Origin of the sequence: Rhodococcus sp. NPDC058639 (assembly GCF_042717545.1) — a bacterium.
In the GTDB taxonomy this organism is placed as follows: Bacteria; Actinomycetota; Actinomycetes; order Mycobacteriales; family Mycobacteriaceae; genus Rhodococcus.
On sequence record NZ_JBHXRF010000008.1, the window covers coordinates 255013 to 280711 of the forward strand.

The window sequence follows — 25699 nt, forward strand, 5'->3', positions numbered from 1 at the left end:
GACAAGGGATAGCCGGACGACGGGAGTGCGCCATGGCAATTCGCCGAGTGGTCGTCGTGGGTGCAGGGGCGGTGGGGTTGTCGACCGCATGGTTTCTCCAGGAGCACGACATCCAGGTCACCGTCCTTGACCGGGTCGGGGTGGCAGCCGACGCGTCGTGGGGAAATGCGGGCTGGCTCGCCCCGGCCCTGACGCTGCCGTTGCCGTCGCCCGACGTCCTTCGTTACGGGCTGCGGTCCGTGTTCACTCCGTCGTCGCCGGTCTACGTTCCGCCGACCACCGACACGCGATTGATCCGCTTCCTCCTGGGTTTCGCGCGCCACTGCACCACGCGGCAATGGCGGTCGACGATGGGCGTGTTCGCGCAACTCAACCGGCGTGCGCTGGAAGCGTACGACGATCTCACGCGCGGAGGCCGGGAGAACCGGGTGGCCGAGATGACGCGGACCGCCGATCCGTTCCTGGCGGCTTTCACGTCCGACGCGGACCGGGACCATCTGGTCGCGGAACTCGAGCAGGCACGTACGGCCGGCAGCGACATCGATTACGACGTCCTGGAAGGCGCGACGACACGTTCGCTCGAGCCGCTGCTGGGGGCCGCCGTTCGGTCGGGTGTCCGGATCCGGGGCCAGCGGTACATCGATCCGCCGCGCTTCGTCGATGCCCTCGCCACATCGGTGCGGGAGCGTGGCGGGGAGATCGTTACCTGTTTCGACGCGGTGGAAGTGCGCGACAGCGGCGGTGAGGTGGTGGTGTCTGCCGCCGACGGGGACGAAAGGCATGCCGACGCAGTGGTACTCGCGACCGGTGCGCGGTTGAACGCGCTTGCCCGCCCGTTCGGGGTGCGCACGCCGGTCCAGGCCGGTCGCGGGTACAGCTTCAGCGTCCAGCCCGCGACGTTGCCGAAGAACCCGATCTATTTTCCGGCGCAGCGGGTGGCCTGCACTCCGCTGCACGACCGGCTGCGCATCGCCGGAATGATGGAGTTCCGCAGTCCCGACGCCCCGCTCGATCCGCGACGGATCACGGCGATCGTCGACGCGACCCGTCCGCTCCTGCCACGGATCGACTGGGACGGGCGGCACGAGGAGTGGGTGGGTTCCCGGCCCTGCACCGCCGACGGCCTGCCCCTGATCGGATGCACACGTTCACCTCGGATCTTCGTCGCAGGCGGGCACGGCATGTGGGGTGTCGCGCTGGGGCCGATGACGGGCCGGATGCTGGCGGATGCGATTACGGGACAGCAGGATCCGTTGCTAAAGTATCTGGATCCGCTTCGGTGACCGCCGTATCGAGTCGTGTATCCATGCCGTCGAGCCAGCTGAGGACGGCACGTTCGTACGCCACTCCGAATTCGACGGTGGCCGCCGGATAGTCGGGCAACGAGTGACCCGCGAGGAGTTCTTCGTATTCGGCGAGTTGCCGTTCGTGCTCAGAGCGATAGTGGGCGAGTATCTCGGCGAGCCGGTGGGGCGGCAGATGGTCGGCGAACGCGACTGTGAGCAGCAGCGGGTGCCGGATGTTCTCCGGTCCGGGCTCGCGTTCGAGCCAGGCGGTGAATGCCTGCCGTCCGGCGTCGGTCACGCTGTAGGGCTTACGTTCTCGCGGTCCCTTCTCGCCGGCTTCGACGAGTCCGTCGCGTTCCATCGCCGCGAGTTCCCGATACACCTGACTGGTGGTCAACGACCAGAACTTTCCGATGCGCATCTGCGCCGTGGTCACCAGATCCCAGCCGGTCTTCGGGCCCTCGTGCAGGAACCCGAGTAGCGACGCTGCCGTGGCATTGAGCGGGCGACCGGCCATCGATTGATTCCTCTCCGCAGGGGGTTGACATTCCACTGTGGCATATCCACCATGGAAACCACGACATTCCACAATGGAATCTTCTCCGGAAGTCTCCCTCGGGAGCACCTCCCCCGGACCCCTGGAGGACCCTATGTCCACCGACAACCTGCGGCTATCCGATTCCGAACGCTCACAGCACGTCGAAGAGCTCGCGCAGCACGCCGGATCCGGCCGCCTCACCATCGAAGAATTCGAAGAGCGGGCAGGCCGCATCTACGGGGCTAGAACCGCCGCCGAAGCCCGGAGAGAATTCACCGATCTGCCGGTGAGCACATTGCCGGCACCCCGAAACCCACGGCTCCGCACGCGGCCCCACCTCACGCCGAACCAGCGAATCGAGTGGTCGGTGTGGCTGGGAGTGGGTGCGATCAACATCCTGATCTGGGGGATCATCTCCCTCGCGACCACATCGATGATCTACCCGTGGCCGCTCTGGGTGATCGGACCGTGGGGCCTCGCACTCCTCGGCCGCACACTGCTCGGCATCGACAGCTCACCGCACGCGATCGCCCTTCGTCATGTGCGCGCCCTCAGTGCCCCCTCCGGAACTTACGGAAATCCCAGCTTGCAATCGACTCGGGAGTGACCCGGAGCCAGGCGTGCCGCCCGTCCGCAACGAATTCGTGTTTGCCCGTGTACTTTCGGGCGAAGGCCAATTCGACGCCGTGGAGCGCGCCGTCCGGATCCGTGCCGCGAGGCACGTCACCGACCACCCTGACGGTGCCCCGGATCTCCACCCCGCGGAGATCTCCGAACTCCTCCCCTCCGTCCACCACGACGGCGATACGAGGGTCACGCTCGAGGTCGGTCCACCGCTGACTGCGCACCACCGAGTTGAGCCATACGAACGTTCCGTCCCACACGAACCACAGCGGTGCCACGTGCGGGCTGCCGTCCTTCCCGACGGTGGCCGCTCGGCACGTCCGCTCCTCGGCAAGAAAAGCGTCGACCTCTTCCGGAGTCATGGCGATCGCGCGACCCCGTCGCTGCTGCCGGACCACTTCACCTGACGTCACCGCATACCTCCCGAGAATCATATTCTTGATTTTGAGATAGATGCTCTCATCGAGGCGCTCGCGGCACAACGCCCAGGACAGGAGGACATGTTCGATGCCCCTTCACCCCTTGTTCTCCGCGCCGCGCGTCCCGTCGGTGACCAGTGGCGGACGCTCGCCGAGGAACGAGGTAGCGGAGAGCGGTTCGCCCCCGCCCTCGCCGAACATCTTCCCCTCGCGGCCCGCCGCTGGAGCACCTGTGCGGTTGCCGCGGGCACACCGCTGGCGCGTTCGGTCCGGTTGGATATGTCCGGACAGATCCGTCTCGGATCGTGGCGACCGTTCACTGCCGTCCAGCTTCTCGTCCCGGCAACGGGATTCATCTGGGCCGACAACGAGGATCGGGCCCGTACCGGCATCGGGTTACGACCGGTTCACCGCCGGAACCGGCGAGATGCGCCGGCGAACGGGCGGAATCATTCCGGTGGTGTCTGCCACGGTCGCGATGTCGGTGACAGTGCCGCGGGCCGACTTGCCGGGCAGAGCATCTTCGTTCCCACCGCGTTCCCCCTCGCACGGTGGGCCGTCGACGCCGAGCGCAGTTTCGACGGCATCACCATCGCCTCGCGAATCCGGGCGGAATGGGGCACCGGCGACGGCTCGGACGTGAGTTCTTTCGTGCCGCGATCTCGGACGCGCATTTCTACTGAGTGGACCCGTCGCCGGCACGAGAATTCGATCGAGTCGCGAATTCCGCCAATTCTGGCAAAATGCATTCCCTGATCGCTTCCAGGGAACGCGAGGGCGATATGAGCAAAGCTTTTCGATATTCGATGGGGGCCGCACTCACTGTGGCGGTGGTATCGATCGGCACCGGGACGAGCGTGGGAATGGCTGCCGCACAGCCATTTCCGCTTCCTCCGTCCCAGGAATCGGAGGTGTTTCCGCTGCCGGACCCCGACCCCTTCTATGCCGCGCCCGAAGATCTCGCGGCACACCGGCCCGGGGATGTGCTGAAGATCCGGCAGCTCCCGCCGTCCTACTACTTCCCGGGCAGTGCGCTGTGGGAGCTTCTCTTCCGCACCACGGATTCCCAGGGGCGGCCGATCGCCGCGAACACGACCTATGTCCTGCCCTCGAATCATGTGCAGGACGGCCCGTTGCTGTCGTATCAGCACATCATCAATGCGCTCGGCCACAAGTGCAAAATCGCCACCGCGCTGTACACCACCGAGCCGTTGAACCAGATCCGCGAGGCTGTGGGCTTGAACATCGCGCTCGGGCGCGGGTGGGCCGTGGCACTGCCGGACCACCTCGGCCCCCGGATGGCCTACGGCGCAGGGAAACTCGGCGGTCAGGTCACTCTGGACGGCATCCGAGCGGTGCAGAACGTGCCCGAATTCCAGGTCACGAACAGCAAGGTCGGCATGGGCGGCTACTCCGGCGGGGGGATGGCGACGGCATGGGCGGCGGCGCTGGCCCCGACCTACGCTCCGGAATTGGACATCATCGGAGCCGCCGCAGGCGGAACTCCGATGAACCTGGTCAAGATGGGCGAAGCGCTCGGGACCGAACCGCACCCGGCGTTCGGCCTCGCGATGGCCGCGGCGCTCGGCCTCGAACGGGAATATCCCGAACGTGTCGAGGTCACCGACCGCCTCAACGACAACGGTCGCCGGATGCGCGGACTGATCGGCAACGGCTGCACCAACGAGATCATGTTCTGGGGTGCCGGCCGGAGTGCAGCCGAGATGACCGACAACCAGCAGAACTTCATGGACCTGCCCGAAGCCAGGAAGGTGCTGGAGGAGAACAGTCTCGAACTGTACCCACGCGTTCCGGCCGCTCCCCTGTTCGAATGGCACAGTCCCACCGACGTGCTGATCCCCGTCGACTCTCTCGAGAACACGCTGACACGCTATTGCGGCGCCGGAGTCGCGGTGCAGTCGCTGCTCACGGCGAGTCCCGACCACCTCTCGGCCGCAGCCCTCGGACTCCCGCCCGCGCTCGACTGGCTGGACGCCCGATTCCGCGGCGAACCCGCTCCGGCCGATTGCTGACCGCCTCGACAACCGCGGCAGCGATGCCGCGCGCGGGGTTGCGGCGGTGACCCGCAACACAGTGTCCGCTACGATCGGGTCTTCTGTAACCGGAGGTATCAGGTAACGATTCCTGGGGTACACCCGGATGGAACCCGACCAAATAGGAGCCGCAAGTGTCCAAAACCCTCGAAGCCACTGTAGAGATCGCCGCACCTCCGGAGCGTGTCTGGACCGTCATCTCGGACCTGAAGCGCATGGGCGAGTGGAGCCCGCAGTGCCGCAAGATGATCATTCGGGGTGGCACCGTCGCGCGCGGCACCAAAACGATCAACATCAACAAGAAGGGCCTGCTCGTGTGGCCCACCACCTCCAAGGTCATCGCCTTCGAACCCGGACGCGAACTGCGGTTCCGCATCAACGAGAACCGGTCGATCTGGTCGTTCACCCTGGAGCCCACGGCTACCGGAACGCGGATCGTTCAGCGTCGTGAAGCACCGCAGGGCACCAGCAAGGTCTCGCAAACCCTCATCAAATACGTTCTGGGGGGCAGCGAACCGTTCGACGACGACATGATCCAGGGAATGAACGCGACCCTCGCGCGCATCAAGAACGAGGTCGAAGCCGGCGCCACCGTCTGACGCTTCCGCTCCGCGCATCCCCGACTTCGCTCACGTACTCTGTGGTAGCCCGAGGCCTTGCGGCCGGGTAGCCCGCGGCCCCACGGCCGTGGCGACACACCGAACGCGACACAAAAGAGGAGCCGTGGCACGTAAGCCGTCCCCCGCCGGAGAAGCCCCCACCAGCGGTGTAGCCCACATCGTCGACCTGGTCCGGCACGTGATTCCGCCGCTCCACCCCGGAGGCGTCCCGTTCGTCGCCGCGCCTCTGGCGGTGGCCGCCCTCGGCCGCCGCCACAAGTGGGTGCGGCGCGCGGGCCTGGCGTCGGCGGCCGCCACAGCCACGTTCTTCCGCCATCCGCATCGGGTACCGCCGAACCGGGTCGGAGTCGTCGTGGCGCCGGCCGACGGCGAGGTCGCGCTCGTCGATACCGCACCGCCTCCGGCCGAACTCGGCCTCGGCACAGAGCCCCGCCCGCGGGTGAGCATCTTCCTGTCGGTGCTGGACGTGCACGTGCAACGCAGCCCCGTCGGCGGCACCGTACGGAAAGTCGTGCACACACCGGGCAAGTTCCTCTCCGCCGACCTCGCCGATGCGAGCGAGGTGAACGAGCGCAACAGCATGCTGCTCGAAACACGGGACGGGTGCGAGGTCGCGGTCGTGCAGATCGCCGGCCTGCTCGCACGCCGGATCGTGTGCGACGCACAGATCGGCGACACTCTTCCGATCGGCGACACGTACGGCCTCATCCGCTTCGGGTCGCGCGTCGATACCTATTTCCCGCCCGGGAGCACGCTGCTCGTGGAGCGCGGCCAGCGCACAATCGGCGCCGAGACGGTGATTGCGCAGTTGCCGACTACGCCGCTGTCGTGAATCCTCCCGGTCCGGCAGTCCGCCCGGCCCCGGTTCGGAAGACCCGTAACCGGCCGCAAGTGGTCCGCCTACTCCCCAGTGTCATCACGATTCTCGCGTTGTCGGCGGGCCTGTCGGCCGTGAAGTTCGCACTCGACGGACAGCTCGGCACCGCCATCGGACTTGTCGGCGCTGCCGCCGTCCTCGATTCGCTGGACGGCCGCATCGCTCGCATGCTCGACGCAACGAGCAAGATCGGCGCCGAACTCGATTCGTTGTCCGACGCCATCGCCTTCGGTGTCGCGCCCGCCCTGGTGCTCTACGTCACCCTGCTCGACGGCAGTGCGTTCGGCTGGATCGTCGCGTTGCTGTATGCGGTGAGCATCGTGCTCCGACTCGCCCGATTCAACACACTCCTCGAAGACGACAGCGTGCCGGCGTATGCGCGCGAGTACTTCGTGGGTGTGCCGTCTCCCGCGGGCGCGCTCGTCGCGCTCACTCCGGTCGCCGCCTACATCCAGTGGGGTGACGGCTGGTGGTCATCGATGCCGCTCGTCGCGGTGTGGACCCTGATATCGGCAGCTCTGATCGTCAGCCGGGTGCCCACCCTCGCGATGAAGTCGGCATCGGTGCCCGCGCGTCTGGCTGTGCTGCTCCTCGCCCTCGTCGCCGTCGCGGCCGCTGCGCTCGTCACGTACCCGTTCGTCCTGATGCTCGTGCTCGTGGGCTGCTACCTGCTGCACATTCCCTTCGCGATCCGCTCCAACCGATGGGTCGCGGCGCGGCCCGAGACGTGGGACATCAAGCCGGCGGAACGACGCGCGATGCGTGCCCGTACCCGCGCCGCTCGGCCCCACCGAGCGGGCGCCCGCCGGGTGACCACGACAGCGCGGTCGGCGACGCGCCTGGGCCTGCGTCGTCCCCGCGGGGAGTGAGCACGTTCTAGGCTCGGCGCGTGACCTCTCCACAACTCGCGCTGACCGTCCGACTCAACACCTCCGCGGCCGACGCGCGCCGCGGCGTCGTCCGCCTCCACGCGGAGGCGCTCGCGGCTCTCGGGATCCGGGAATGGGATGCGATCGCACTGGTGGGAGCGCGGCGCACCGCCGCGGTCGCGGGGCTCGCGCCACCCGGGACACCCACGGGCACGATCCTGCTCGACGACGTGACGCTGTCGAACACCGGACTCCGAGAAGACTCCACGGTCGTCGTCGAACCCGTCACCGTGTACGGCGCGCGCAGCGTGACGGTCACCGGATCTGCACTCGCGCGACAGTCGATCTCCGACACCACCTTGCGGCAGGCGCTGCTCGGCAAGGTCCTCACCGTCGGTGACGCGGTCTCGCTGCTCCCCCGTGACCTCGGACCGGGAACGAGCAGTGCCGACACGTCGCGGACGCTGTCCCGGACGTTCGGGGTCGCGTGGACGTCGGAACTGCTCACCGTGGCCACGGTCGATCCTCAGGGTCCGGTCAGCGTGCAGCCCAACAGCGCGGTCACATGGCGAAGCGCAGCCGGCACCGGTGGCGGCACCGCTCCCGTCGCCGTCCACGACGTGGGGAGCACCCGCATTCCCGACCCGGCCCCTTCCGCTCCGCCGCCCCCGGTGGAGGACCTCGTCGGCGTACAGCCGCAGGCCGCCAAGCTCACCGAATGGCTCACCCTCGCACTCGACGAACCCGAACTGCTCCGGACGCTCGGTGCGTCGCCGCACCTCGGCGTACTGGTGACCGGCCCCGCCGGCGTCGGCAAAGCGACGTTCGTGCGCTCGGTCCTCGCGAGCAGACGGGTCTTCGAACTCGACGGTCCCGGCATCGGAGCGCTCGCGGCAGACGAGCGCCTGCGCCGGGTCTCCGCCGCCGCACAGGACGTCCGCAGCGGAGGCATCCTGCTGGTCACCGATGCGGATGCGCTTCTTCCCTCCGACGCCGAGCCCGTCGCCACGTTGATCCTGGAGGAACTCCGGCGCGCGGTGGACACCCCGGGTGTCGCACTCGTCGTCACCACCGCCCATCCCGACGACCTCGACGCTCGGGTCCGTGCACCCGAAATCTGCGATCGTGCGCTGTCGCTGCCACTACCCGACGGCACCACGCGACGCGCGTTGCTCGAGGTGCTGCTGCGCACGGTTCCCTCGGCAGATCTCGACCTGTCGGCGGTCGCCGGCCGTACCCCGGGTTTCGTCGTCGCGGACCTCGCCGCACTGTGCCGCGAGGCCGCACTCCGCGCGGCGTCGCGCGCGAGCCGCGACGCGGACGAGCCGAAACTCACCCAGGACGACCTGATGGGTGCCCTCGAGGTCATCCGTCCGCTGTCACGATCGGGAACCGAGGAGCTCGCGATCGGCAGCGTCAGCCTCGACGACGTCGGTGACATGGTCGAAACCAAGCAGGCACTGACAGAAGCCGTGCTGTGGCCGTTGCAGCATCCCGACTCGTTCGCCCGGCTCGGGGTCGATCCTCCGCGCGGTGTATTGCTCTACGGGCCGCCCGGCTGCGGCAAGACCTACCTGGTCCGGGCGCTCGCCGGCACCGGCCAGCTGAGCGTGCACGCGGTCAAGGGCGCCGAGCTGATGGACAAGTGGGTCGGTGCGTCGGAGAAGGCCGTGCGCGAACTGTTCCAGCGTGCCCGCAACTCCGCCCCGGCGCTCGTGTTCCTCGACGAGGTCGACGCGCTCGCACCGCGGCGCGGGCAGAGTTCGGATTCGGGTGTTGCGGATCGGGTGGTCGCGGCACTGCTGACCGAACTCGACGGCGTGGAACCGCTGCGGGACGTCGTCGTGGTGGCCGCGACGAACCGTCCGGATCTCATCGATCCTGCGCTACTGCGTCCCGGCAGGCTCGAACGGCTGGTGTTCGTACCGCCGCCCGACGCCGAGGCCCGCGCCGCCATCCTCGAAACGGCCGGCCGGTCCGTCCCGCTGGCCGACGACGTGAACCTTGCCGACCTCGCCAGGCAACTCGACGGGTATTCGGCGGCGGATTGTTCCGCGCTGTTGCGTGAGGCCGCGCTCGCCGCGATGCGCCGCAATGTCGATGCCGCGGTGGTGACCTCCGAGGACATGGCCGTGGCGCGCGACAAGGTGCGTCCGTCACTCGACCCGGTGCAGGTCGAGCACCTACGCACGTACGCCGAGGGTCGCTGACATGTCTCCCGCCTCGACGGCCGTGCGGCTCGCCGATCCGGTGTCCACGCTCGCCGCGGTAGCTGCTGCGGCTGCGGCCGTCATGGTGCTCGCCGTCGGTGACTCCGTCCTGCCCGCGGGCACGCGCAACGACTACGCGCCGGTGATCGCCGCGGTGCTCGCGGTTCTGGCCGCAACCGGGTTGCAGCGGTCGGGTTCGCGACGGACCGCATGGGCAATCGGGGCGGGCGCTGTTCTGGTGCTCGGCTCGGTGCGGTACATCGTTCCGGTCGACGCGTCGTCCGAGACGCTCACCGCCGTGGGATTCGTGGTGGCCGCGACCACCGGTGTGCTGCTCGGCTCGGCGGCCGCCGGGGCGTGGGGTTCGGCGAGCGGCCAATGGGCGCTCGTCACCGGGGCCTGGTCGGCTTTTCTCACGGCAGCGGCCGCCGGCGCGGTGGTGCCGGTAGCGGTGATGCGCTGGACCGTGCCGCAATGGCTGCTGGTGCTCGCCCTCGTCGCGCTGGTCGCTGCCGCGATCACCGCCCGGCCCGGGATGCGCGTGCAACGGCTGGACCCACGGGTGTCCGTCATCGCGGTCGTGGCCGCCGGTGTCCTCACACTCGGTTACCGGCTTCTCGGTGATCTCGTCACGTCGCAGGCGGTCGAAAGCGCCGTGCGGATGTGGCTCGTCGTGGGAGCGGCCCTCCTTGCGATCGTGATCGCAGCCGAGATCACCGCACGTCTCCTCCCGCCGGGCAACGACCGGTTCGTACTCGCCGCCACCGGGGCAGTCGCTGCGGGATATCCGATCGTTGTCGAACTGTGGGCGGGCGCACCGCGGTGGGTTCTCCTGGTCACGGTGGGTGCCGTGCTCGTGGGGGTTCGTCTCGCCCGGTACTTCCCCAGCCCACTCGCCGGGTTCACGGTAGCGACGGTCGTGTCCGTGGCCGCGATCTGGTTTCCCGAAGAGATCGGCGAGGGAATTCCGCTCGTGGTGCGTGTCGCGCTCGTCGCCGCGGGGACCGGTCTCGCCCTCGCCGCGTCACTGCCGGGATCGGCGTCGATCGCGGCGCTGGGCCTGGCACTCCCCGTGCCCGCGGCGGCGGTGATCGGAGCGGTGTGGGTATTGCCGGCCGACCCACGGTGGATCGTGCTCGCGCTCGCCGCGACCGTCGGCGCATGTGCGTGGCAGGTGCGGTAGCCCGATCCGTAGCCGATCCGGGTGCCCGGGCGGCTCTTCAATTCGATGACGGGTACATCCAATTCGGCGAACTGCGCAGGCACGTCGTGCGAAGGCTGTTCCCACCCGATTCGCAAGCGTGCGAAGCCAACCGTTAAGATGGATTCATTCCGTTTCGCCCATTAGGAGCGGAACGAACGCATGTCGGGGCGTCCCGCGTTTCGGCATTGTGCCGTATTTCTTGACAAATGTGTTACGCCGCATAGTCAGATACCGCCGCCTGGCTCGACCCCGACGGAGTGCCTTTTGCTCGCCATACTCTTCGCTCACGCGGTAGCCGCTCTGCTGGCACCGTCTCTGGTCAGAGTCATGGGGAGAAACGCCTTCCTGCCGTTGGCACTCGTACCGCTGGGCAGCCTGGGCTGGGTCATCGCGCACTGGGGAACCGAGCAGCGGGTGCAGATCCCCTGGGCGACCTCGTTGTCGATGGATATCGACCTCCGGTTCGATACTCTCGCCTCGATCATGTGCCTGCTGGTGCTCGGCATCGGATCGCTGATCCTGCTCTACTGCTCCCGGTACTTCGAAGACGACGAACCTCGGCTCGGACTGTTCGCCGCCGAGATGGTCGCCTTCGCCGGAGTGATGTTCGGCCTGGTCGTCAGCGACAACATGCTGCTGCTCTACATCTTCTGGGAACTGACGACCGTGTTGTCGTTCCTGCTGGTCGGCCACTACGCCGAGCGAGCATCGAGCCGCCGTGCGGCGACGCAGGCCCTCCTGGTCACCACCGCCGGCGGTCTCGCAATGCTCGTCGGCATCATCATCCTCGGGCAGATGGTGGGCAGCTACAACCTGTCGGCGGTCGTGGAGGCCGCTCCACACGGCTGGCTGGCGGGCGTCGCCATCGTGCTCGTCCTCATCGGCGCACTGTCGAAATCGGCCGTGGTCCCGCTGCACTTCTGGCTGCCCGGCGCGATGGCGGCACCCACCCCGGTATCCGGTTACCTGCATGCCGCGGCCATGGTCAAGGCCGGCATCTACCTCGTCGCAAGGTTGGCGCCCGGCTTCGCGGACAGTGCGGCATGGCGACCGATCGTCATCGGTCTCGGTCTCGCCTCGATGATCCTCGCCGGCTGGCGAGCGTTCCGGGCCTTCGACCTCAAACTGATCCTCGCGTTCGGCACGGTCAGTCAGCTCGGCTTCCTCACCGCACTCGTCGGGATCGGCAGTCGTGAAGCGGCGCTGGCCGGGCTCACCATGGTGATTGCGCACGCGATGTTCAAGGCGTGCCTGTTCATGGTCGTGGGCATCATCGACCACTCGACGGGCACCCGCGACATCCGCAAGCTCGCCCACCTCGGCAAGGCGACGCCGGTGCTCGCCGGCATCGCGATACTGGCGGCCGCCAGCATGGCCGGTCTACCACCGCTCATCGGGTTCGTCGCGAAGGAAGCTGCGCTGGAGGGCGCACTCGTCGCCGACGTCCTGCCCGAGTGGGCGAGGGTGGCCACCACCGCCGGCATCGTGGTCGGTTCGATCCTCACGCTCGCCTACAGCATCCGGTTCATCTGGGGCGCGTTCGGCCGCAAGCAACTCAAGCGCCCGAGTCCGGCGGTGCAGAACGTGCACGCCCCCGGGTGGCTTCTGATGTCGGCGCCTACCGCGCTTGCCGCCGCCGGTCTCGCCGCCGGGTTCGGCGCGTCGTGGATCGACAGGCTGGTCACCCCGTACGCCGACACGCTGCCGTCCGGGCTCTCGAAGCCCTACCATCTCGCGCTGTGGCACGGGCTGACGTTGCCGCTGGGTCTCACGGCAGTGGTGATCGCCGGCGGTACGGCACTGTTCCTCGCGCACCGCACCATCGCACGACTCAAGTTCGAACATCCGCCTCTCGGCAACGCCGACCGGATGTACGACGCGACGCTGCGCGGCATGGACCTGCTGTCGCTGCGGCTCACCGCCTTCCTCCAGCGGGGTTCGCTGCCGCTCACCCAGGCGACGATCCTCGTCACGCTCACGTTGCTCCCGACCGTTCTCATGTTCGTGTTCGGGCTGGGCACGATGCCGGAGACGCGCCTCTGGGACACCCCGTGGGAGCTGGCGGTCGGCGTGATCGTCGCCGGTGCCGCGATCACCGCAACCGTGCTGCGCAACCGCCTCGGCGGCGTTCTGGTCGTCGGTGTCACCGGTTACGGTCTCGGTCTGCTCTTCGCGATGCACGGAGCGCCCGACCTCGCCTTGACGCAGTTCCTCGTCGAGACCGTCACCCTCGTGATGTTCGTGCTGGTGCTGCGGAGGCTCCCGCCGGAGTCCGACCCGGCAACCGATGCCAAGAGCAGGCTGCCGCGGGCACTGCTCGGCATCGCGGTAGGCCTGGTCGTGACGGGTATCGGTGCCTACGCGGTCGCCGCGCGCAGCGCCGACCCCATCTCGTTGCTGCTTCCCGACGCCGCGTACAACATGGGCGACGGCAAGAACGTCGTCAATGTGCTGCTCGTCGACATCCGCGCCTGGGACACCCTCGGTGAGATCTCGGTGCTGCTGGTCGCCGCGACCGGCGTCGCCAGCCTGGTGTTCCGAACCCGTCGCTTCGGCACCGCGCCCCGCGTGTCGGATGCGCCCGCCGCGCAGCTCGATGCGGCATCGGCGAACAACGACACGACGTGGCTGCTGGGCGGTGACCTCATCGATCCGCGATACCGGTCCCTGGTCCTCGAGGTCACGACCCGTCTGGTGTTCCCCACCATGATGGTGCTGTCGGTGTACTTCTACTTCTCCGGGCACAACGCCCCCGGTGGCGGTTTCGCCGGCGGACTCGTCGCAGGCTTGGCGCTCGTGCTGCGTTACCTGGCCGGAGGACGCTACGAGCTCGGAGAGGCGGTTCCCATCGACGCCGGAAAGATCCTCGGTCTCGGTCTCACCCTCGCCGCCGGCACGGCCCTGGTGTCCGTGCTGCTCGGCGCCCCGGCGCTGTCGTCGGCGACCCTGCAGTTCACCCTGCCGGTGCTCGGTGACATCAAGATCGTGACCGCCCTGTTCTTCGATCTCGGTGTGTACCTGATCGTCGTCGGGCTGATCCTCGACGTGCTGCGCAGTCTCGGCGCGCGACTCGACGCCGAGGTCGTGGGGGCGAAGCGATGATGACCGCGAATCTCACCTTGATGGGCATCGTCGGCGTGTTCGCCGCGTGCGGTGTCTACATGCTCCTCGAACGCAGCATCATCAAAATGCTGCTGGGGCTGCTCCTCATCGGCAACGCCATCAACCTGCTGATCCTCACGCTCTCCGGCCCGTCGGGCAAAGCCCCGATCGTCGGCACCGAGAGCGACTTGCACGAGGACATGGCCGACCCGCTCGCCCAGGCGATGATCCTGACGTCCATCGTGATCACGATGGGTATCGCGGCCTTCGTGCTGGCCCTGACATACCGGTCGTACACATTCCGTGCTCGCGACGAGGTCGAGAACGACCCCGAAGACACGTTGGTGTCGCGGCGGCGCAGCCCGGCGGACGCCCCGGTGCGCGACCGCTCCGACGACCCGCTCACCGGCGAGCCCAGCAAGAGTGGCGACGCCTTCGACGCCGAGGGCAACCCGATTCCCCTCGAGGCACTCACCAACATCGAGGATCTCGAGGTGTACGAAGACCTGCACGACGGCGATTTCGACGACCCCACCGACTCCGCGTACGACCCGATCCACACGGGTGCGGAACCGCACGGCAGCGGTTCGGGTGAGGACAGCGACCGGCACGACGACACGCACGGAGAGGGAGATCGCCGATGATATTTACTTCGGCCGCCCTCATCCCGCTGCCCGTCCTCATCCCGCTGCTCGCAGCCGCCGTCACCCTGATCCTCGGCCGCCGGCCGCGCGCCCAGCGCGGAATCACCGTCTTCGCCCTGGTCGCGACTCTCGCGGTCTCGGCCGCGCTGCTGTACTTCGCCGACCGCAACGGCATCGAAGTGATGCAGGTCGGCGGGTGGGAAGCGCCGATCGGTATCTCGCTGGTGGTGGACCGTCTCGCGGCCTTGATGCTGGTCGTCTCGGCGATCGTGTTGCTGTCGGTGATGCTCTTCGCCGTCGGGCAGGGCATCCACGACGGCGACGAACAACAGCCGGTCTCCATCTTCCTGCCGACCTATCTCGCCCTCACCGCGGGCGTGAACATCGCGTTCCTCGCCGGGGACCTCTTCAATCTGTTCGTCGGATTCGAGGTACTTCTCGCGGCATCGTTTGTGCTGTTGACCATCGGGGCGAGCGCCGACCGCGTCCGGGCCGGTGTCTCGTACGTGATGGTGTCGATGGTGTCGTCGATGGTGTTCCTCGCCGGCATGGGGTTCGCCTACGCCGCGACGGGCACCTTGAACCTCGCGCAGATGGCCGTCCGGATGGACGACGTGCCCGAAGGCACCCGTGCGGCGATCTTCGGCGTCCTGCTCGTCGCGTTCGGTATCAAGGCGGCGGTGTTCCCGCTGTCGTCGTGGCTTCCCGACTCGTACCCCACCGCTCCCGCACCCGTCACCGCCGTGTTCGCCGGGCTGCTCACCAAGGTGGGCGTCTACGCGATCATCCGTGCCCACACCCTGCTGTTCCCCGGGGGTGAGCTCGACGGGGTCCTGATGGTGGCGGGTCTGCTGACGATGATCGTCGGTATTCTCGGCGCGATCGCCCAGAACGACATCAAACGTCTGCTGTCGTTCACCCTGGTCAGCCACATCGGCTACATGATTTTCGGTATCGCGCTGTCGTCCGAGACGGGCCTCGCCGGTGCGGTGTTCTACGTGGGTCACCACATTCTCGTGCAGACGACCCTGTTCCTCGTCGTCGGGCTCATCGAGCGGCAGGCCGGTTCGGCGTCGCTGCGCCGTCTCGGCGGACTCGCGCTCGCCAGCCCGCTGCTTGCGGTGCTGTTCCTGATCCCGGCGCTCAACCTCGGCGGGATTCCGCCGTTCTCCGGGTTCATCGGCAAGGTCGCGTTGTTGCAGGCCGGTGCCGAGGACGGTTCGGTTCTCGCGTGGCTGCTCGTCGGCGGCAGTGTGCTGACCAGTCTTCTGACCTTGTACGTCGTGGCGCGGATCTGGACGAAAGCGTTCTGGCGGGCCCGCGCCGACGCTCCCGAAGGCGAACTCGCCGATATCGGTCCCTCCGCGCTGATCGACGAATCCGAAACGGACATCCTTCTCGAGGAGCGGGAGGACGTCGGCAAGATGCCCCGCGCGATGCTCGTGCCCACCATCTGGCTCGTGGCGATCGGCGTGTCGCTGACGGTGTTCGCAGGCCCGCTGCTCGACATCAGCCACCGCGCCGCCGAAAACCTGGTGGACCGCTCGGTGTACATCGAGGCCGTGCTGGGAGGTGACGGACGATGATGATGAAACGCGCCAATGTCGTCAGGCTGTTCGTGCTCGGCTGGATGACCTTCGTGTGGGTGCTGCTGTGGGGCACGTTCAGTATCGCCAACATCCTCGGCGGACTGGTCGTGTCGATCATCGTCATGGTCCTGCTGCCGCTCCCGCGCGTTCCCGTCGAGGGCAGGGTGCATCTGTTGTCGGCAGTCCGGCTGGGCGTGTACATCTTCATCGAATCGATTCGCTCGACCGTGTCTGTGGGCTGGCTCGCGATCCGTCCGGCGCCGCCTCCGGTGACCGGTGTCCTGCGCTGCCGCCTGACCATCAAGTCCGACCTGGTGCTCACACTGTGGACGGACATCATGAACAACATCCCCGGCACGATGGTTCTCGAAATCGACCAGGCGCGCCGCATCGTGTACGTCCACGTCCTCGACGTGAGCACCGACCGCGCAGTGGCGGATTTCTACCGCTCGGCACGACTGATCGAACGCCTCCTGATCAGGACGTTCGAGCGCGATTCCGAATGGCAGCCGAGCCCCTGGCGAAGCGGAACGGAGAGTATCTGATGACCGTGATGCTGGTGATTTCCGGCGTGCTCTTGTTCGTGTCGGCAGTCCTGATCTGTTACCGGGCCTTCGGCGGCCCGAATTCCCTCGACCGGCTGGTCGGCGTCGACGCCCTGCTGGCGATCGCGATCTGCGGCCTCGCCGTCTGGGCGGTCTACAGTCGCGACACCACCGTGGCTCCCTCGATCGTCGCGTTGGCGCTCGTCGGATTCATCGGGTCGGTGTCCATCGCCCGCTTCCGGGTGCGTGACGAACAATGAGCACATTTTTCGACCTGATCGGTCACATCCTGATTCTCATCGGGGCAGTCATCTCGTTCACTGCGGCGATCGGAGTGGTGCGCTTCCGCGACACCCTCTCGCGAATGCACCCCGCAACGAAGCCTCAGGTGATCGGGCTCCTCTTCGTGCTCGGCGGGGCCATGCTGATCCTGCGCGGGTCGGTGGACATCTGGATGATGGCGCTCGCCGGCATGTTCATGGTGCTGACCGCACCCGTGATCGCGCACCGGGTGGGACGCATCGCCTACCGGGAACAGCTCGGCCGGGACGGTCTGCTCGAAGAGGAGTTCCCCGGCGACGGAACCTGACCGGCGGCACGTCAGGCGCGCAGTTCGCCGACCAGCGAGTCCACCACGGCAACGAGGTCGCCTCCGGATTCTTCCGCGAGACGTCGCTGCCGTTGATACGACGCTCCGCGCACCGGAATGTCTGCGACCTTCGCCAGTTCGTCGGCGCACCCGAGGCGGGCAGCGGTCGGCGTGATCTGCTCGAGCAGGTCGTGCAGATCGTCGGTGACGAGGCGTTCGTGACATTCGGGGTCCAGGATCACCTCCGCCTCCAGCCCGTACCGCGCCGCGCGCCACTTGTTTTCCTTGACGTGCCACGGCTGCAGGATCGGAAGGTCTTCACCGCGTTCGAGACACTCGTCGAAGTAGACGACGAGCGAGTGGACGAACGCGACGAGTGCGGCCAGTTCGGCGCGGTTGGTGATGCCGTCGAAGACCCGCACTTCGATCGTGCCCCATTTGGGAGCGGGCCTGATGTCCCAGTGCATCCCTCCCGGAGTGTTGATGACCCCGGACTTGAGTTGATCCTCGATGAAGCGTTCGTACTGCGCCCAGTCGGAGAAGTGGTAGGGCAGACCGGCAGTGGGCAACTGCTGGAACATCAGCGCCCGGTTGCTGGCGTACCCGGTGTCGTGTCCCGCCCAGATCGGCGACGACGCCGACAACGCGAGCATGTGCGGATACTTCACGAGCAAGGCGTTGAGGATCGGAATGACCTTGTGCGGTGACGACACGCCGACGTGGACGTGCACCCCCCAAATCAGCATCTGCCGGCCCCACCAGCGGGTGCGATCGATCATTTCGTCGTAGTGCGGTGCGCTCGTGACGATCTGGTCCGTCCACTGCGCGAACGGGTGGGTGCCCGCGCACATCAGGTCGACACCGTGCGGGTCCGCGGCGCGGCGCAGCAGCGACAGCGATTCGGACAGGTCGTCGACCGCTTCCGCCACCGTGTCGTGTACGTCGGTGACGAGTTCGACCGTGTTCCGCAGGAACTCCTTCGTCAGACGCGGTGTCTCACCCGCGATCCTGCCGACGGAGTCGAACACGTCCGACGCACTGTTCGACAGATCGCGGGTGGTCTTGTCGACCAGGGCGATCTCCCACTCCACGCCTACTGTCGGACGGGGAGAACCCGGAAACTCGACTGCCACGGTTCGATCCAACCACAAGGGCCCCGCGAACCGATCATGCCCGCGGGGCCCTGTGAGTGGAATTACCGCGCTTGCGGTGTCCGGGGGAACGTCACTCGATCACGCCGCACGAGAGGCGGGCGCCGAGGTTGTCCTCGTGCACGACTACCGAGGTACCTTCTTCACCCTGCAGATCCTCGAGGGTGAACGCGTTCGTGGTCACGGTCGTGGTGGCCGTTCCGTCTTCGTGGACGACGACCGACACCAGGTCACCGCTCTCCGGGACCGAGGTGCTGCCCTCGACCTGCAGGTGCGGGCCGGCGGACAGGAATGCTCCCGGCGCGCCACCCGTGGGAGCGACCGACTCGGGTTCGCACTTGCCGACCGCGTGGACGTGGACACCGTGGTAGCCGGGCTCGAGGCCCTCGACGTCGATCGTGACCTGGACGTCGCCGTCCTGCTCGGCGAAGGAGACGGTGCCGGCCGAAGCGCCGTCCACCGTCTTCAGGTCCGCCGTGAGAGCGGCCGCACCCGCGGAGGCGCCGCCCTGCGCGCTGCCGGCCTGCGCTCCGCCTGCTCCGGATTCGCTGCCGTGGGAGTCCCCGTGGGAGTCGCCGGGGGCAGCGGAGCCGGTCCACACGGGCGGTGTCGTACCCGGCACGTCGGTCGGTTCCTCGTTGTTCGAGCACGCGGTCAGGCCGACTGCAGCGATCGCGACAATCGGGGCCAGAGCACGCCAAGACATGCGACGGGTGGAACTGGAGACCATCAAACCGCTCCTTCGAAGTGCCGAAAAGTAATCCGATCATAGCCGGGGCCCCGAACGCGGCCTTGCCCTGTTACGGGAACGTCCGTCGGGGACGACGGCACCGCCTCGTCTTGCCTACGACGCAGCGACGATGACGATCACGCCCGCAGGCTCGTCGGCGAGGTCGGGAAGACGCGGTTGCGCCGTGACCCCGAGCGCATCGGCGACTTCGAGCGCGGTGGCCTCCTCACCCGGTGTCGTCCCGTAATAGACCGCGGTCCGGCTGACAGTGCCGTTGCTGTAGTTGCCCGTCTCCGAGATCGTGAAGCCCTCGTCCTCGAGAAGACTGGCCGTCTGGGCGGCGAGACCGGCGACGTTGCTGTTGTTGAGTACCCGCACGGGTGCCGGGGTTGCGGGCACTGCCGCCGCCGACGATCCGGGGGTGGTGGTGGCCGGGGAAGCCGACGTCGCGACGGGCGGCTGCGCTGCGTTCGGCGCCGCCGATGCCGCGCTCCCGAACGCACTCGCGGCCGACGCCGACGGAGCGGCCTCGGAGGGTTCGCTGCTCGCGGTGGTGGTCGCGTCGTCGTCGGAGCCGCCGAGTGAAGCCATCCCGATCCCGGCGAACAGAATTGCGAGGGAGATCAACACCATCGCGAAGGCCCGGAGGGGTGGCCCCGACGACGAGGGTGCTCGGTTGGGTTTCTCGGCGGTTCTGCTCACGCGTTCGACCATAGTTGGCCGACGGTTCGCTCGCTGACGCTCGGCTAACGCGTCGTTTCGAATCCGAGGCGTCGTGCGGCACGTGCCTTCTGCCGGCTCGCCCGCAGCCGACGGAGTCGTTTGACCAGCATGGGATCGGCGGCAAGAGCTTCCGGCCGGTCGACGAGCGCGTTGAGCACCTGGTAATAGCGGGTCGCGGAGAGCCCGAACAGTTCCTTGATGGCTTCTTCCTTGGCGCCGGCGTACTTCCACCACTGCCGCTCGAAAGCCAGAATGTCGTGGTCGCGCCGGCTCAGGCCGTCGTCTCCGACCGCATTCGGATCAGCCGCGCCGACGATCTCGTCGTCACTGCGCTGGGCCTCTGCATCGGACCGGCCCCCATCGTGCGCTGCTGCGCCGTCCATGTCACTCCTCGAAGCTCGGATCACTCGGGCGACAATTACACCTGTGTGTTTCCGACCGTAATTCAACCACGCTGTTCCGACACGTACCGGCCCGACGAGCGCCTCAGCCGCGCGCACTATCCTGTTCCACCATGGCCATTCTTCCGATCGTCATCGTCGGCGACCCCGTGCTGCACAACCCGACCGAACCGGTGACCGAATCCCCCGCCGAGCTCGCTCAGTTGATCGCCGACATGTACGAGACGATGGATGCCGCGAACGGGGTCGGACTCGCCGCCAACCAGGTCGGCGTCGCCAAGCGCCTGTTCGTCTACGACTGCCCCGACCGGGACGAATCCGGGCACGTCGCGCGCCGCCGGGGAGTTGTCGTCAACCCGGTACTCGAGACGTCGGAAATCCCCGAGACGATGCCGGATCCCGAGGACGACCTCGAAGGGTGCCTGTCCGTGCCCGGCGAGAACTTTCCGACGGGCCGCGCCGAGTGGGCGAAGGTCACCGGAACGGACGCCGACGGCAACCCCGTCGAGATCGAGGGCCACGGGTTCTTCGCGCGCATGCTGCAACACGAGGTCGGCCACCTCGACGGGTACCTCTACGTCGACGTGCTGATCGGCCGCAACGCGCGCGCAGCCAAGAAGACGATCAAGCGTGCCGGATGGGGAACTCCCGGCCTGACGTGGATGCCCGGAACGGTCGAGGATCCGTTCGGGCACGACGATGACGACTGACGAACCTGCCGTACCCGCAGTACCGCTCGGGAGCCGGGTGGTGCTGCGCTATCGCTTACCCGCGGGATACAGCCATCCCATGACGGATGTGATCGGCGAACTCGTCTCCGTCGATCCGGTCGTGGCGGTGCGCACCGCGGACAAGCGACTCGTGCAGGTCTCGCCGAGTGCCGTGGTGGCCGTGAAGCAGATCGCCACACGGCCGATCCGTACCTCCGAGATTCGGTCCCTCGAACATGCCGCCGCAGCCGGATGGCCCGGCCTGGAACAGGAGTGGATCGACGGCTGGTTCCTGCGGGCGGGCGGCGGTTTCACCGGCCGCGCCAACTCGGCGACCCCGATCGGGGCGCCCGGCACCGTCGCAGACCCTGCCGATCCCGAGGTGCGGGCACGCCTGCGCGACTGGTTCGCCGCGCGCGGTCTTCCGCTGCGTCTCCTCGTCCCCGACCGGCTGGCCCGCGTTCCGCAGGGCTGGCCCACCGGCGACAGAGTGGTCGTGATGGGTGCGGACCTCGAGAACGTGCCGCTGCCGGAGGGGCCGGTACCCGTCGCGGTCGCCGGGGAACCGGACGAGGAATGGTTGTCGCTCTACAGGAACGGCACGGCGCCCCCGGTCGCGCAGGCCGTGCTCGGCGCCGTCGCCGCGGGCACCCTCGGATTCGGCCGGATCGGAGCGCCCGGGCAACCGCCCCTCGCCATCGGGCGGGCCGCGGTGACCCATGCCCCGGACGGACGCCGCTGGGTGGGTCTCTCCGCGGTGGAGGTCGCCCCCGAGCACCGGCGCCACGGTCTCGGGACCCTGCTGTGCGGGTCGCTGCTCGCCTGGGCCCGCGACGCCGGCGCTACCCATGCCTATCTGCAGGTCCACGACGAGAACGTGGCCGCGCGCACGATGTACCGGGAACTCGGGTTCGTCGACCATCACCACTACACCTACGCGACCGAACCCCCGGCCCCGGCGTCCGCCGATCGCGCGTAATCGTCGCGTCGTACCCCTGACCTAGAGTGTGGGCGTGCGATTGGCAACGTGGAATGTGAACTCGGTCCGGGCCCGGACCGACCGGATCGTCGACTGGATGCAGCGGACAGGCACCGATGTGCTCGCCATGCAGGAGACGAAGTGCAAGGACGAGCAGTTCCCGAAGGAGCGGTTCGAAGAACTGGGCTACGAGGTCGCGCACGTCGGGTTGAGCCAGTGGAACGGCGTCGCCATCGTTTCCCGCGTCGGCCTGGACGACGTGCAGGTCGGGTTCGAAGACCAGCCCGGCTTCTCCAAGGATCCCGAGATCTCCCCCGCGCTCGAAGCCCGCGCGATCGGCGCGACGTGCGGCGGTGTGCGCGTGTGGAGCCTGTATGTACCCAACGGCCGCGACCTCAACGATCCGCACTACGCCTACAAACTCGACTGGCTCGCGAAACTGCGGGCCGACGCGCAGGCGTGGCTCTCCGCCAACCCCGATCAGCAGATCGCCCTCGTCGGCGACTGGAATGTCGCACCCACCGACGACGACGTCTGGGACCCCGGATTCTTCGAGGGCAAAACGCATACCTCGCAGCCCGAGCGCGACGCCTTCCATGCGTTCGCCGATGCCGGGTTCACCGACGTGGTGCGCCCGCATGCGCCGGGCCCCGGGGTGTACACGTACTGGGACTACACGCAGTTGCGGTTCCCCAAGAAGCAGGGCATGCGGATCGACTTCGTGCTCGGTTCTCCCGCGTTTGCCGCGCGGGTCACCGGCGCCGAGATCGACCGCAACGAGCGCAAGGGCAAGGGCGCGAGCGACCACGCTCCGGTCATCGTCGATCTGGCGGACGAACCCGCGTAGCGAAGTCCCGGTGGCGCGGAGTTCGGTGACACGGAGTTCGGTGACACGGAGTTCGGTGGCACGGCGGTCAGGAACCCGCCCTGCGCGCGACCGGACCGGGCGAGACCACGACGTTCTCGTAACCGACGTGTGAGTCGAGGTAGCGCTGGACGTAGGTGCAGATCGGCCGGACCCGCCAGCCGCGTTTCCGTGCGATATCGAGGGAGCCGCCCACCAGGACGGCCGCGAGTCCGCGGTGACCGAAGTCTTCCACGATCACGGTGTGCATGAAGTCCACGATCGGATCGCACGGACCGGGCACTCCGGATGGGCAGTTGGTGTCGTAGTAGCCGAGTATGCCGACGAGGTCTCCGTTGAGCCGCAGTTCGAAGCGGTTCTGGTCGGCGTTGTCGGACACATCGGCGCTCGGCGTACTGGTGTCCAAGAGCATCTCCAAGCGGTTTTCCTGATCAAACTGTGACCTGGACCACTATAGAACACGTTCCTGTCGGAACCTTCGGGCGCCCATATTTTCGTGACGGGCCCGCCGTGGAGCCGCTGCCGAGGGTGAGCCCCCACAGCCTCGGTAGGGTAAGCGCCGTGGAACTTCTGCCCTTGTCACCTGCCGGTGAAACGCCGGTTCGCGCCCTCACCATCGCAGGCACCGACTCCGGTGGCGGCGCCGGCATCCAAGCCGACACCCGGACCATGGCGATGTGCGGTGTGCACGCGTGCGTCGCGGTCGCCGCGGTCACGGTGCAGAACTCGGTGGGAGTGGAGAGCTTCCACGAGATCCCTGCCGAGACCGTCGCCGCACAAGTTCGGTGCGTCGTCGACGACATCGGCGTCTCGGCTGCCAAGACCGGAATGCTCCCGTCCACGTCGATCATCGAGGCCGTCGCCGCAGTGTGCACCGAGATGGGCATCGGCCGCGACCTGGCGGTGCCGCTCGTCGTCGACCCGGTGTGCGCTTCGATGCACGGCGACCCGCTGGTTCATGCCGATGCGCTCGACGCGATCCGTTCCGTGTTGATCCCGCGGGCCACCGTTGTCACCCCGAATCTGGACGAGATCCGTCTCATCACGGGCATCGACGTGGTGGACGATCCGTCGGCGCGGCGCGCGGCCGAAGCCCTGCACGCGCTCGGTGCGCAATGGGCCATCGTCAAGGGCGGGCATCTGCGCACGTCGTCGTCGAGCACCGACCTGTTGTTCGATGGGGATCGTTTCCTCGAATTCACCACTCCCCGGATCGACACGGGCAACGATCACGGCGGCGGCGACACCCTGGCCGCCGCGATCGCCTCGGCCCTCGCGCACGGCCGGTCGGTCCCCGACGCGGTGGCGTTCGCGAAGGAATGGATCACCAAGTGTCTCGAATGGTCGTACGACCTGGGGCGCGGCCACGGACCGGTCAACCCGTTGTGGCGGCTGCAGGAGAAGTGACCGCGGCCGGTGCCGGTTACTCGGTGAACGCCTCGCGCGCCTGCACTCGTGCGTCGCCGACGGGCACCCCGTCCGGTCCGTCGACCGACAACGCGTAGAACGCCGTGCCGTACCCGACCGACGCCGCGGCTGCGGCGAGCGCGGCGCGGTCCACGTTCGCGACATCGTCCTCGGCGGTGTGGTAGTTCGGGTCGAATGCCTCGCCGCCGGTACCGCCCCACAGTTCCGCCTGTTCGGCGGTCTTCTCATCGTCTGCGCCGCTGAACACCCCGCCGGCGGGAATGCCGACGGCGACGAACGGTCCGTAATCGGATCTGCCGTCGAAATCCGTGCCCGACACGGTGATGCCGCGCTCCGCGAAGAATTGTGCGAACGTCCGCTCGATCCCCGCCGAGCCCTCCGGTCCGGGACCTTCCCCTTCGCCGTCGGAGTCGTCTCCGTCGAAGACGAGATATCCGGGGTTCGGGGAGCCGAGCATGTCGAAGTTGAGATACAGCGCGATGTTGCGGCGTTCGTCGTCGGACAGTCCGTCGACGTAGCGAGCGGATCCGACGAGCCCGACTTCTTCCGCTCCCCAGAATGCGAAGCGCACCTTGTTGGCGACATCCGGTTCCGCGCCGAGTTGCAGTGCGGTTTCGAGCACGGAGGCGACCCCCGTGCCGTTGTCGTTGATGCCGGGCCCTTCCGGGACGCTGTCGAGATGTGCCCCGACGACCACCACATTGTCGGCTGCGCCGGTGGAGGTCTCGGCGATCACGTTGCGCGAACTCTGCCTCTCGGTCGTGGTGTCGAGAGTCAGCTTCACGGAGGATGCCCCTGCGACCGTGTCGGCGTCCTGCCGGGCGAGTCCTCCGACAGGTATCCGCGGTTTCTCGTCCTCGGTGAGCCCCGCACCGGACAGCGGCCCGTCCTCGTTGTTGACGACCAACACCGCAGCCGCTCCCCGATCCGCGGCGACCTGCTCCTTCACCGAGAACGTGCATGCACCGCGGTCGACGAGTACCACCGATCCGGAGACGTCGAGGCCGTCGTAGTCGGTGGGCTCACAGCCCGGCGTCTCGTCGGACGGAACCCGCACGGGCCGCACGGTCAGTCCGTCCGGACCGGTCGAGGGCGAAAAGCCCAACGCGCGCACGCTCACGGCGGTGCCGTCGATGTCGAGGGTCTCGGTCTCCACGTCGAACCCGGTCACGTCGAATTCCGGTGTCTGCACGTCGAACCCGGCGTCGCGCAACCGGCCGGCGACGTAGTCGACACTCGCGTCGTATCCGGGGGTGCCGAGCGCGCGGTTGCCTTCGTTCTCGTCCGCGATGCGTTCGAGTTCGCTCAGATGTGCCGTGACCGCCTCGATCTGCACCCGATCGGCGATCGCGTACGGATCGAGCGACGAGGGTGCCTGCCCGCTGTCGGAACCAACGCTGTCGGAACCAACGCTGTCGGAAGCCCCGCCGCTGGCGCCACTGCTGTCGGCACTGTCGTCGGCCGCGCATCCCGCGACCGACAGGACCGCTACCGCGATCGACAGCCCCGCCCGTCCCCACCGTCCGCGCGCCATGGGCAGAG

27 protein-coding genes are annotated in these 25699 nt (G+C 67.8%); 19 read left to right on the forward strand and 8 right to left on the reverse strand.

What is annotated here, in order from left to right; translation table 11 throughout:
- Nucleotides 1–32 precede the first annotated feature (32 nt).
- Nucleotides 33–1283, forward strand: coding sequence for an NAD(P)/FAD-dependent oxidoreductase (locus ACFWU2_RS17740; protein ID WP_378608573.1), 1251 nt, complete (start codon nt 33–35; stop codon nt 1281–1283).
- Here the strand turns inward: ACFWU2_RS17740 and ACFWU2_RS17745 are convergent.
- The gene (locus tag ACFWU2_RS17745) at nt 1234–1803 is read right to left on the reverse strand and encodes a PadR family transcriptional regulator (RefSeq protein WP_378608576.1); all 570 of its coding nucleotides are present in this window, start codon (nt 1801–1803) and stop codon (nt 1234–1236) included. The genes ACFWU2_RS17740 and ACFWU2_RS17745 overlap by 50 nt on opposite strands.
- A 133-nt stretch (nt 1804–1936) precedes the next feature.
- Here ACFWU2_RS17745 and ACFWU2_RS17750 point away from each other — a divergent pair, with 133 nt between their 5' ends.
- The gene (locus tag ACFWU2_RS17750; RefSeq protein WP_378608578.1) at nt 1937–2431 is read left to right on the forward strand and encodes a DUF1707 domain-containing protein; all 495 of its coding nucleotides are present in this window, start codon (nt 1937–1939) and stop codon (nt 2429–2431) included.
- Here ACFWU2_RS17750 and ACFWU2_RS17755 read toward each other — a convergent pair.
- Nucleotides 2376–2810, reverse strand: coding sequence for a pyridoxamine 5'-phosphate oxidase family protein (locus tag ACFWU2_RS17755; RefSeq protein ID WP_378608760.1), 435 nt, complete (start codon nt 2808–2810; stop codon nt 2376–2378). The two genes, ACFWU2_RS17750 and ACFWU2_RS17755, sit on opposite strands and share 56 nt — an antisense overlap.
- Nucleotides 2811–2948: 138 nt before the next feature.
- On the opposite strand from ACFWU2_RS17755, the gene ACFWU2_RS17760 reads away from it, so the two are divergent.
- From ACFWU2_RS17760 to mnhG, 13 genes are all read left to right on the forward strand, one after another.
- A complete protein-coding gene (locus tag ACFWU2_RS17760; RefSeq protein ID WP_378608581.1) occupies nt 2949–3623 on the forward strand; it encodes a DUF6544 family protein in 675 nt (224 codons plus the stop codon).
- Nucleotides 3624–3649: 26 nt separating this feature from the next.
- On the forward strand, nt 3650–4900 hold the full coding sequence (locus ACFWU2_RS17765) for a lipase family protein (RefSeq protein ID WP_378608584.1): 1251 nt from the start codon (nt 3650–3652) through the stop codon (nt 4898–4900).
- A gap of 155 nt (nt 4901–5055) precedes the next feature.
- Complete coding sequence (locus ACFWU2_RS17770; protein ID WP_378608587.1) at nt 5056–5520, forward strand: SRPBCC family protein; 465 nt, start codon at nt 5056–5058, stop codon at nt 5518–5520.
- Between the two features lie 124 nt (nt 5521–5644).
- Nucleotides 5645–6373, forward strand: a complete 729-nt coding sequence (locus ACFWU2_RS17775; RefSeq protein ID WP_378608590.1) for a phosphatidylserine decarboxylase — start codon at nt 5645–5647, stop codon at nt 6371–6373.
- A gap of 59 nt (nt 6374–6432) precedes the next feature.
- On the forward strand, nt 6433–7287 hold the full coding sequence (locus ACFWU2_RS17780) for a CDP-alcohol phosphatidyltransferase family protein (RefSeq protein ID WP_378608596.1): 855 nt from the start codon (nt 6433–6435) through the stop codon (nt 7285–7287).
- Between the two features lie 20 nt (nt 7288–7307).
- Nucleotides 7308–9497, forward strand: coding sequence for an AAA family ATPase (locus tag ACFWU2_RS17785; RefSeq protein WP_378608599.1), 2190 nt, complete (start codon nt 7308–7310; stop codon nt 9495–9497).
- Nucleotide 9498: 1 nt separating this feature from the next.
- Entirely contained in the window at nt 9499–10680 is a 1182-nt protein-coding gene (locus ACFWU2_RS17790; protein ID WP_378608602.1) for a hypothetical protein, read from the forward strand.
- Between the two features lie 285 nt (nt 10681–10965).
- Nucleotides 10966–13803, forward strand: coding sequence for a Na+/H+ antiporter subunit A (locus ACFWU2_RS17795; RefSeq protein WP_378608605.1), 2838 nt, complete (start codon nt 10966–10968; stop codon nt 13801–13803).
- On the forward strand, nt 13803–14447 hold the full coding sequence (locus ACFWU2_RS17800) for a Na(+)/H(+) antiporter subunit C (protein ID WP_378608763.1): 645 nt from the start codon (nt 13803–13805) through the stop codon (nt 14445–14447). The genes ACFWU2_RS17795 and ACFWU2_RS17800 overlap by 1 nt, the downstream gene beginning before the upstream one ends.
- The gene (locus ACFWU2_RS17805; RefSeq protein ID WP_378608608.1) at nt 14444–16033 is read left to right on the forward strand and encodes a Na+/H+ antiporter subunit D; all 1590 of its coding nucleotides are present in this window, start codon (nt 14444–14446) and stop codon (nt 16031–16033) included. The genes ACFWU2_RS17800 and ACFWU2_RS17805 overlap by 4 nt, the downstream gene beginning before the upstream one ends.
- A 2-nt stretch (nt 16034–16035) precedes the next feature.
- A complete protein-coding gene (locus tag ACFWU2_RS17810; RefSeq protein WP_378608766.1) occupies nt 16036–16581 on the forward strand; it encodes a Na+/H+ antiporter subunit E in 546 nt (181 codons plus the stop codon).
- Complete coding sequence (locus tag ACFWU2_RS17815; RefSeq protein WP_378608610.1) at nt 16581–16841, forward strand: monovalent cation/H+ antiporter complex subunit F; 261 nt, start codon at nt 16581–16583, stop codon at nt 16839–16841. Before ACFWU2_RS17810 ends, ACFWU2_RS17815 begins: the two co-directional genes overlap by 1 nt.
- Nucleotides 16838–17170 (forward strand): monovalent cation/H(+) antiporter subunit G, encoded by a 333-nt coding sequence (gene mnhG / locus ACFWU2_RS17820; RefSeq protein ID WP_378608614.1) that lies wholly within the window; start codon nt 16838–16840, stop codon nt 17168–17170. The genes ACFWU2_RS17815 and mnhG overlap by 4 nt, the downstream gene beginning before the upstream one ends.
- Nucleotides 17171–17181: 11 nt before the next feature.
- On the opposite strand, the gene ACFWU2_RS17825 is transcribed toward mnhG, so the two are convergent.
- The 4 genes from ACFWU2_RS17825 to ACFWU2_RS17840 form a co-directional block, all read right to left on the reverse strand.
- Nucleotides 17182–18303 (reverse strand): glutamate--cysteine ligase, encoded by a 1122-nt coding sequence (locus ACFWU2_RS17825; RefSeq protein ID WP_378608617.1) that lies wholly within the window; start codon nt 18301–18303, stop codon nt 17182–17184.
- 91 nt (nt 18304–18394) lie between these two features.
- Nucleotides 18395–19051 (reverse strand): superoxide dismutase family protein, encoded by a 657-nt coding sequence (locus tag ACFWU2_RS17830; RefSeq protein WP_378608620.1) that lies wholly within the window; start codon nt 19049–19051, stop codon nt 18395–18397.
- 114 nt (nt 19052–19165) lie between these two features.
- Nucleotides 19166–19765 (reverse strand): LytR C-terminal domain-containing protein, encoded by a 600-nt coding sequence (locus tag ACFWU2_RS17835; protein WP_378608623.1) that lies wholly within the window; start codon nt 19763–19765, stop codon nt 19166–19168.
- 32 nt (nt 19766–19797) lie between these two features.
- A complete protein-coding gene (locus ACFWU2_RS17840; protein ID WP_378608626.1) occupies nt 19798–20157 on the reverse strand; it encodes a DUF3263 domain-containing protein in 360 nt (119 codons plus the stop codon).
- 131 nt (nt 20158–20288) lie between these two features.
- Between ACFWU2_RS17840 and ACFWU2_RS17845 the strand changes: the two genes are divergently transcribed.
- The 3 genes from ACFWU2_RS17845 to ACFWU2_RS17855 are packed head-to-tail and all read left to right on the forward strand — an operon-like array spanning nt 20289 to nt 22711.
- A complete protein-coding gene (locus ACFWU2_RS17845) occupies nt 20289–20885 on the forward strand; it encodes a peptide deformylase (protein WP_169619201.1) in 597 nt (198 codons plus the stop codon).
- Nucleotides 20875–21864, forward strand: a complete 990-nt coding sequence (locus tag ACFWU2_RS17850; protein ID WP_378608630.1) for a GNAT family N-acetyltransferase — start codon at nt 20875–20877, stop codon at nt 21862–21864. The genes ACFWU2_RS17845 and ACFWU2_RS17850 overlap by 11 nt, the downstream gene beginning before the upstream one ends.
- 34 nt (nt 21865–21898) lie before the next feature.
- Nucleotides 21899–22711: an exodeoxyribonuclease III gene (locus ACFWU2_RS17855; RefSeq protein ID WP_378608633.1), complete on the forward strand. Its 813-nt coding sequence runs from the start codon at nt 21899–21901 to the stop codon at nt 22709–22711.
- 67 nt (nt 22712–22778) lie between these two features.
- Here ACFWU2_RS17855 and ACFWU2_RS17860 read toward each other — a convergent pair whose 3' ends face one another.
- Nucleotides 22779–23135 carry a GNAT family N-acetyltransferase gene (locus ACFWU2_RS17860; protein ID WP_378608769.1) on the reverse strand — a complete coding sequence of 119 codons (357 nt, stop codon included), beginning with the start codon at nt 23133–23135 and terminating at the stop codon, nt 22779–22781.
- A 155-nt stretch (nt 23136–23290) separates the two neighbouring features.
- On the opposite strand from ACFWU2_RS17860, the gene thiD reads away from it, so the two are divergent.
- A complete protein-coding gene (gene thiD / locus ACFWU2_RS17865) occupies nt 23291–24136 on the forward strand; it encodes a bifunctional hydroxymethylpyrimidine kinase/phosphomethylpyrimidine kinase (protein ID WP_378608635.1) in 846 nt (281 codons plus the stop codon).
- Nucleotides 24137–24152: 16 nt separating this feature from the next.
- Here thiD and ACFWU2_RS17870 read toward each other — a convergent pair whose 3' ends face one another.
- Nucleotides 24153–25691 (reverse strand): M20/M25/M40 family metallo-hydrolase, encoded by a 1539-nt coding sequence (locus ACFWU2_RS17870; RefSeq protein ID WP_378608638.1) that lies wholly within the window; start codon nt 25689–25691, stop codon nt 24153–24155.
- Nucleotides 25692–25699: the final 8 nt, after the last annotated feature.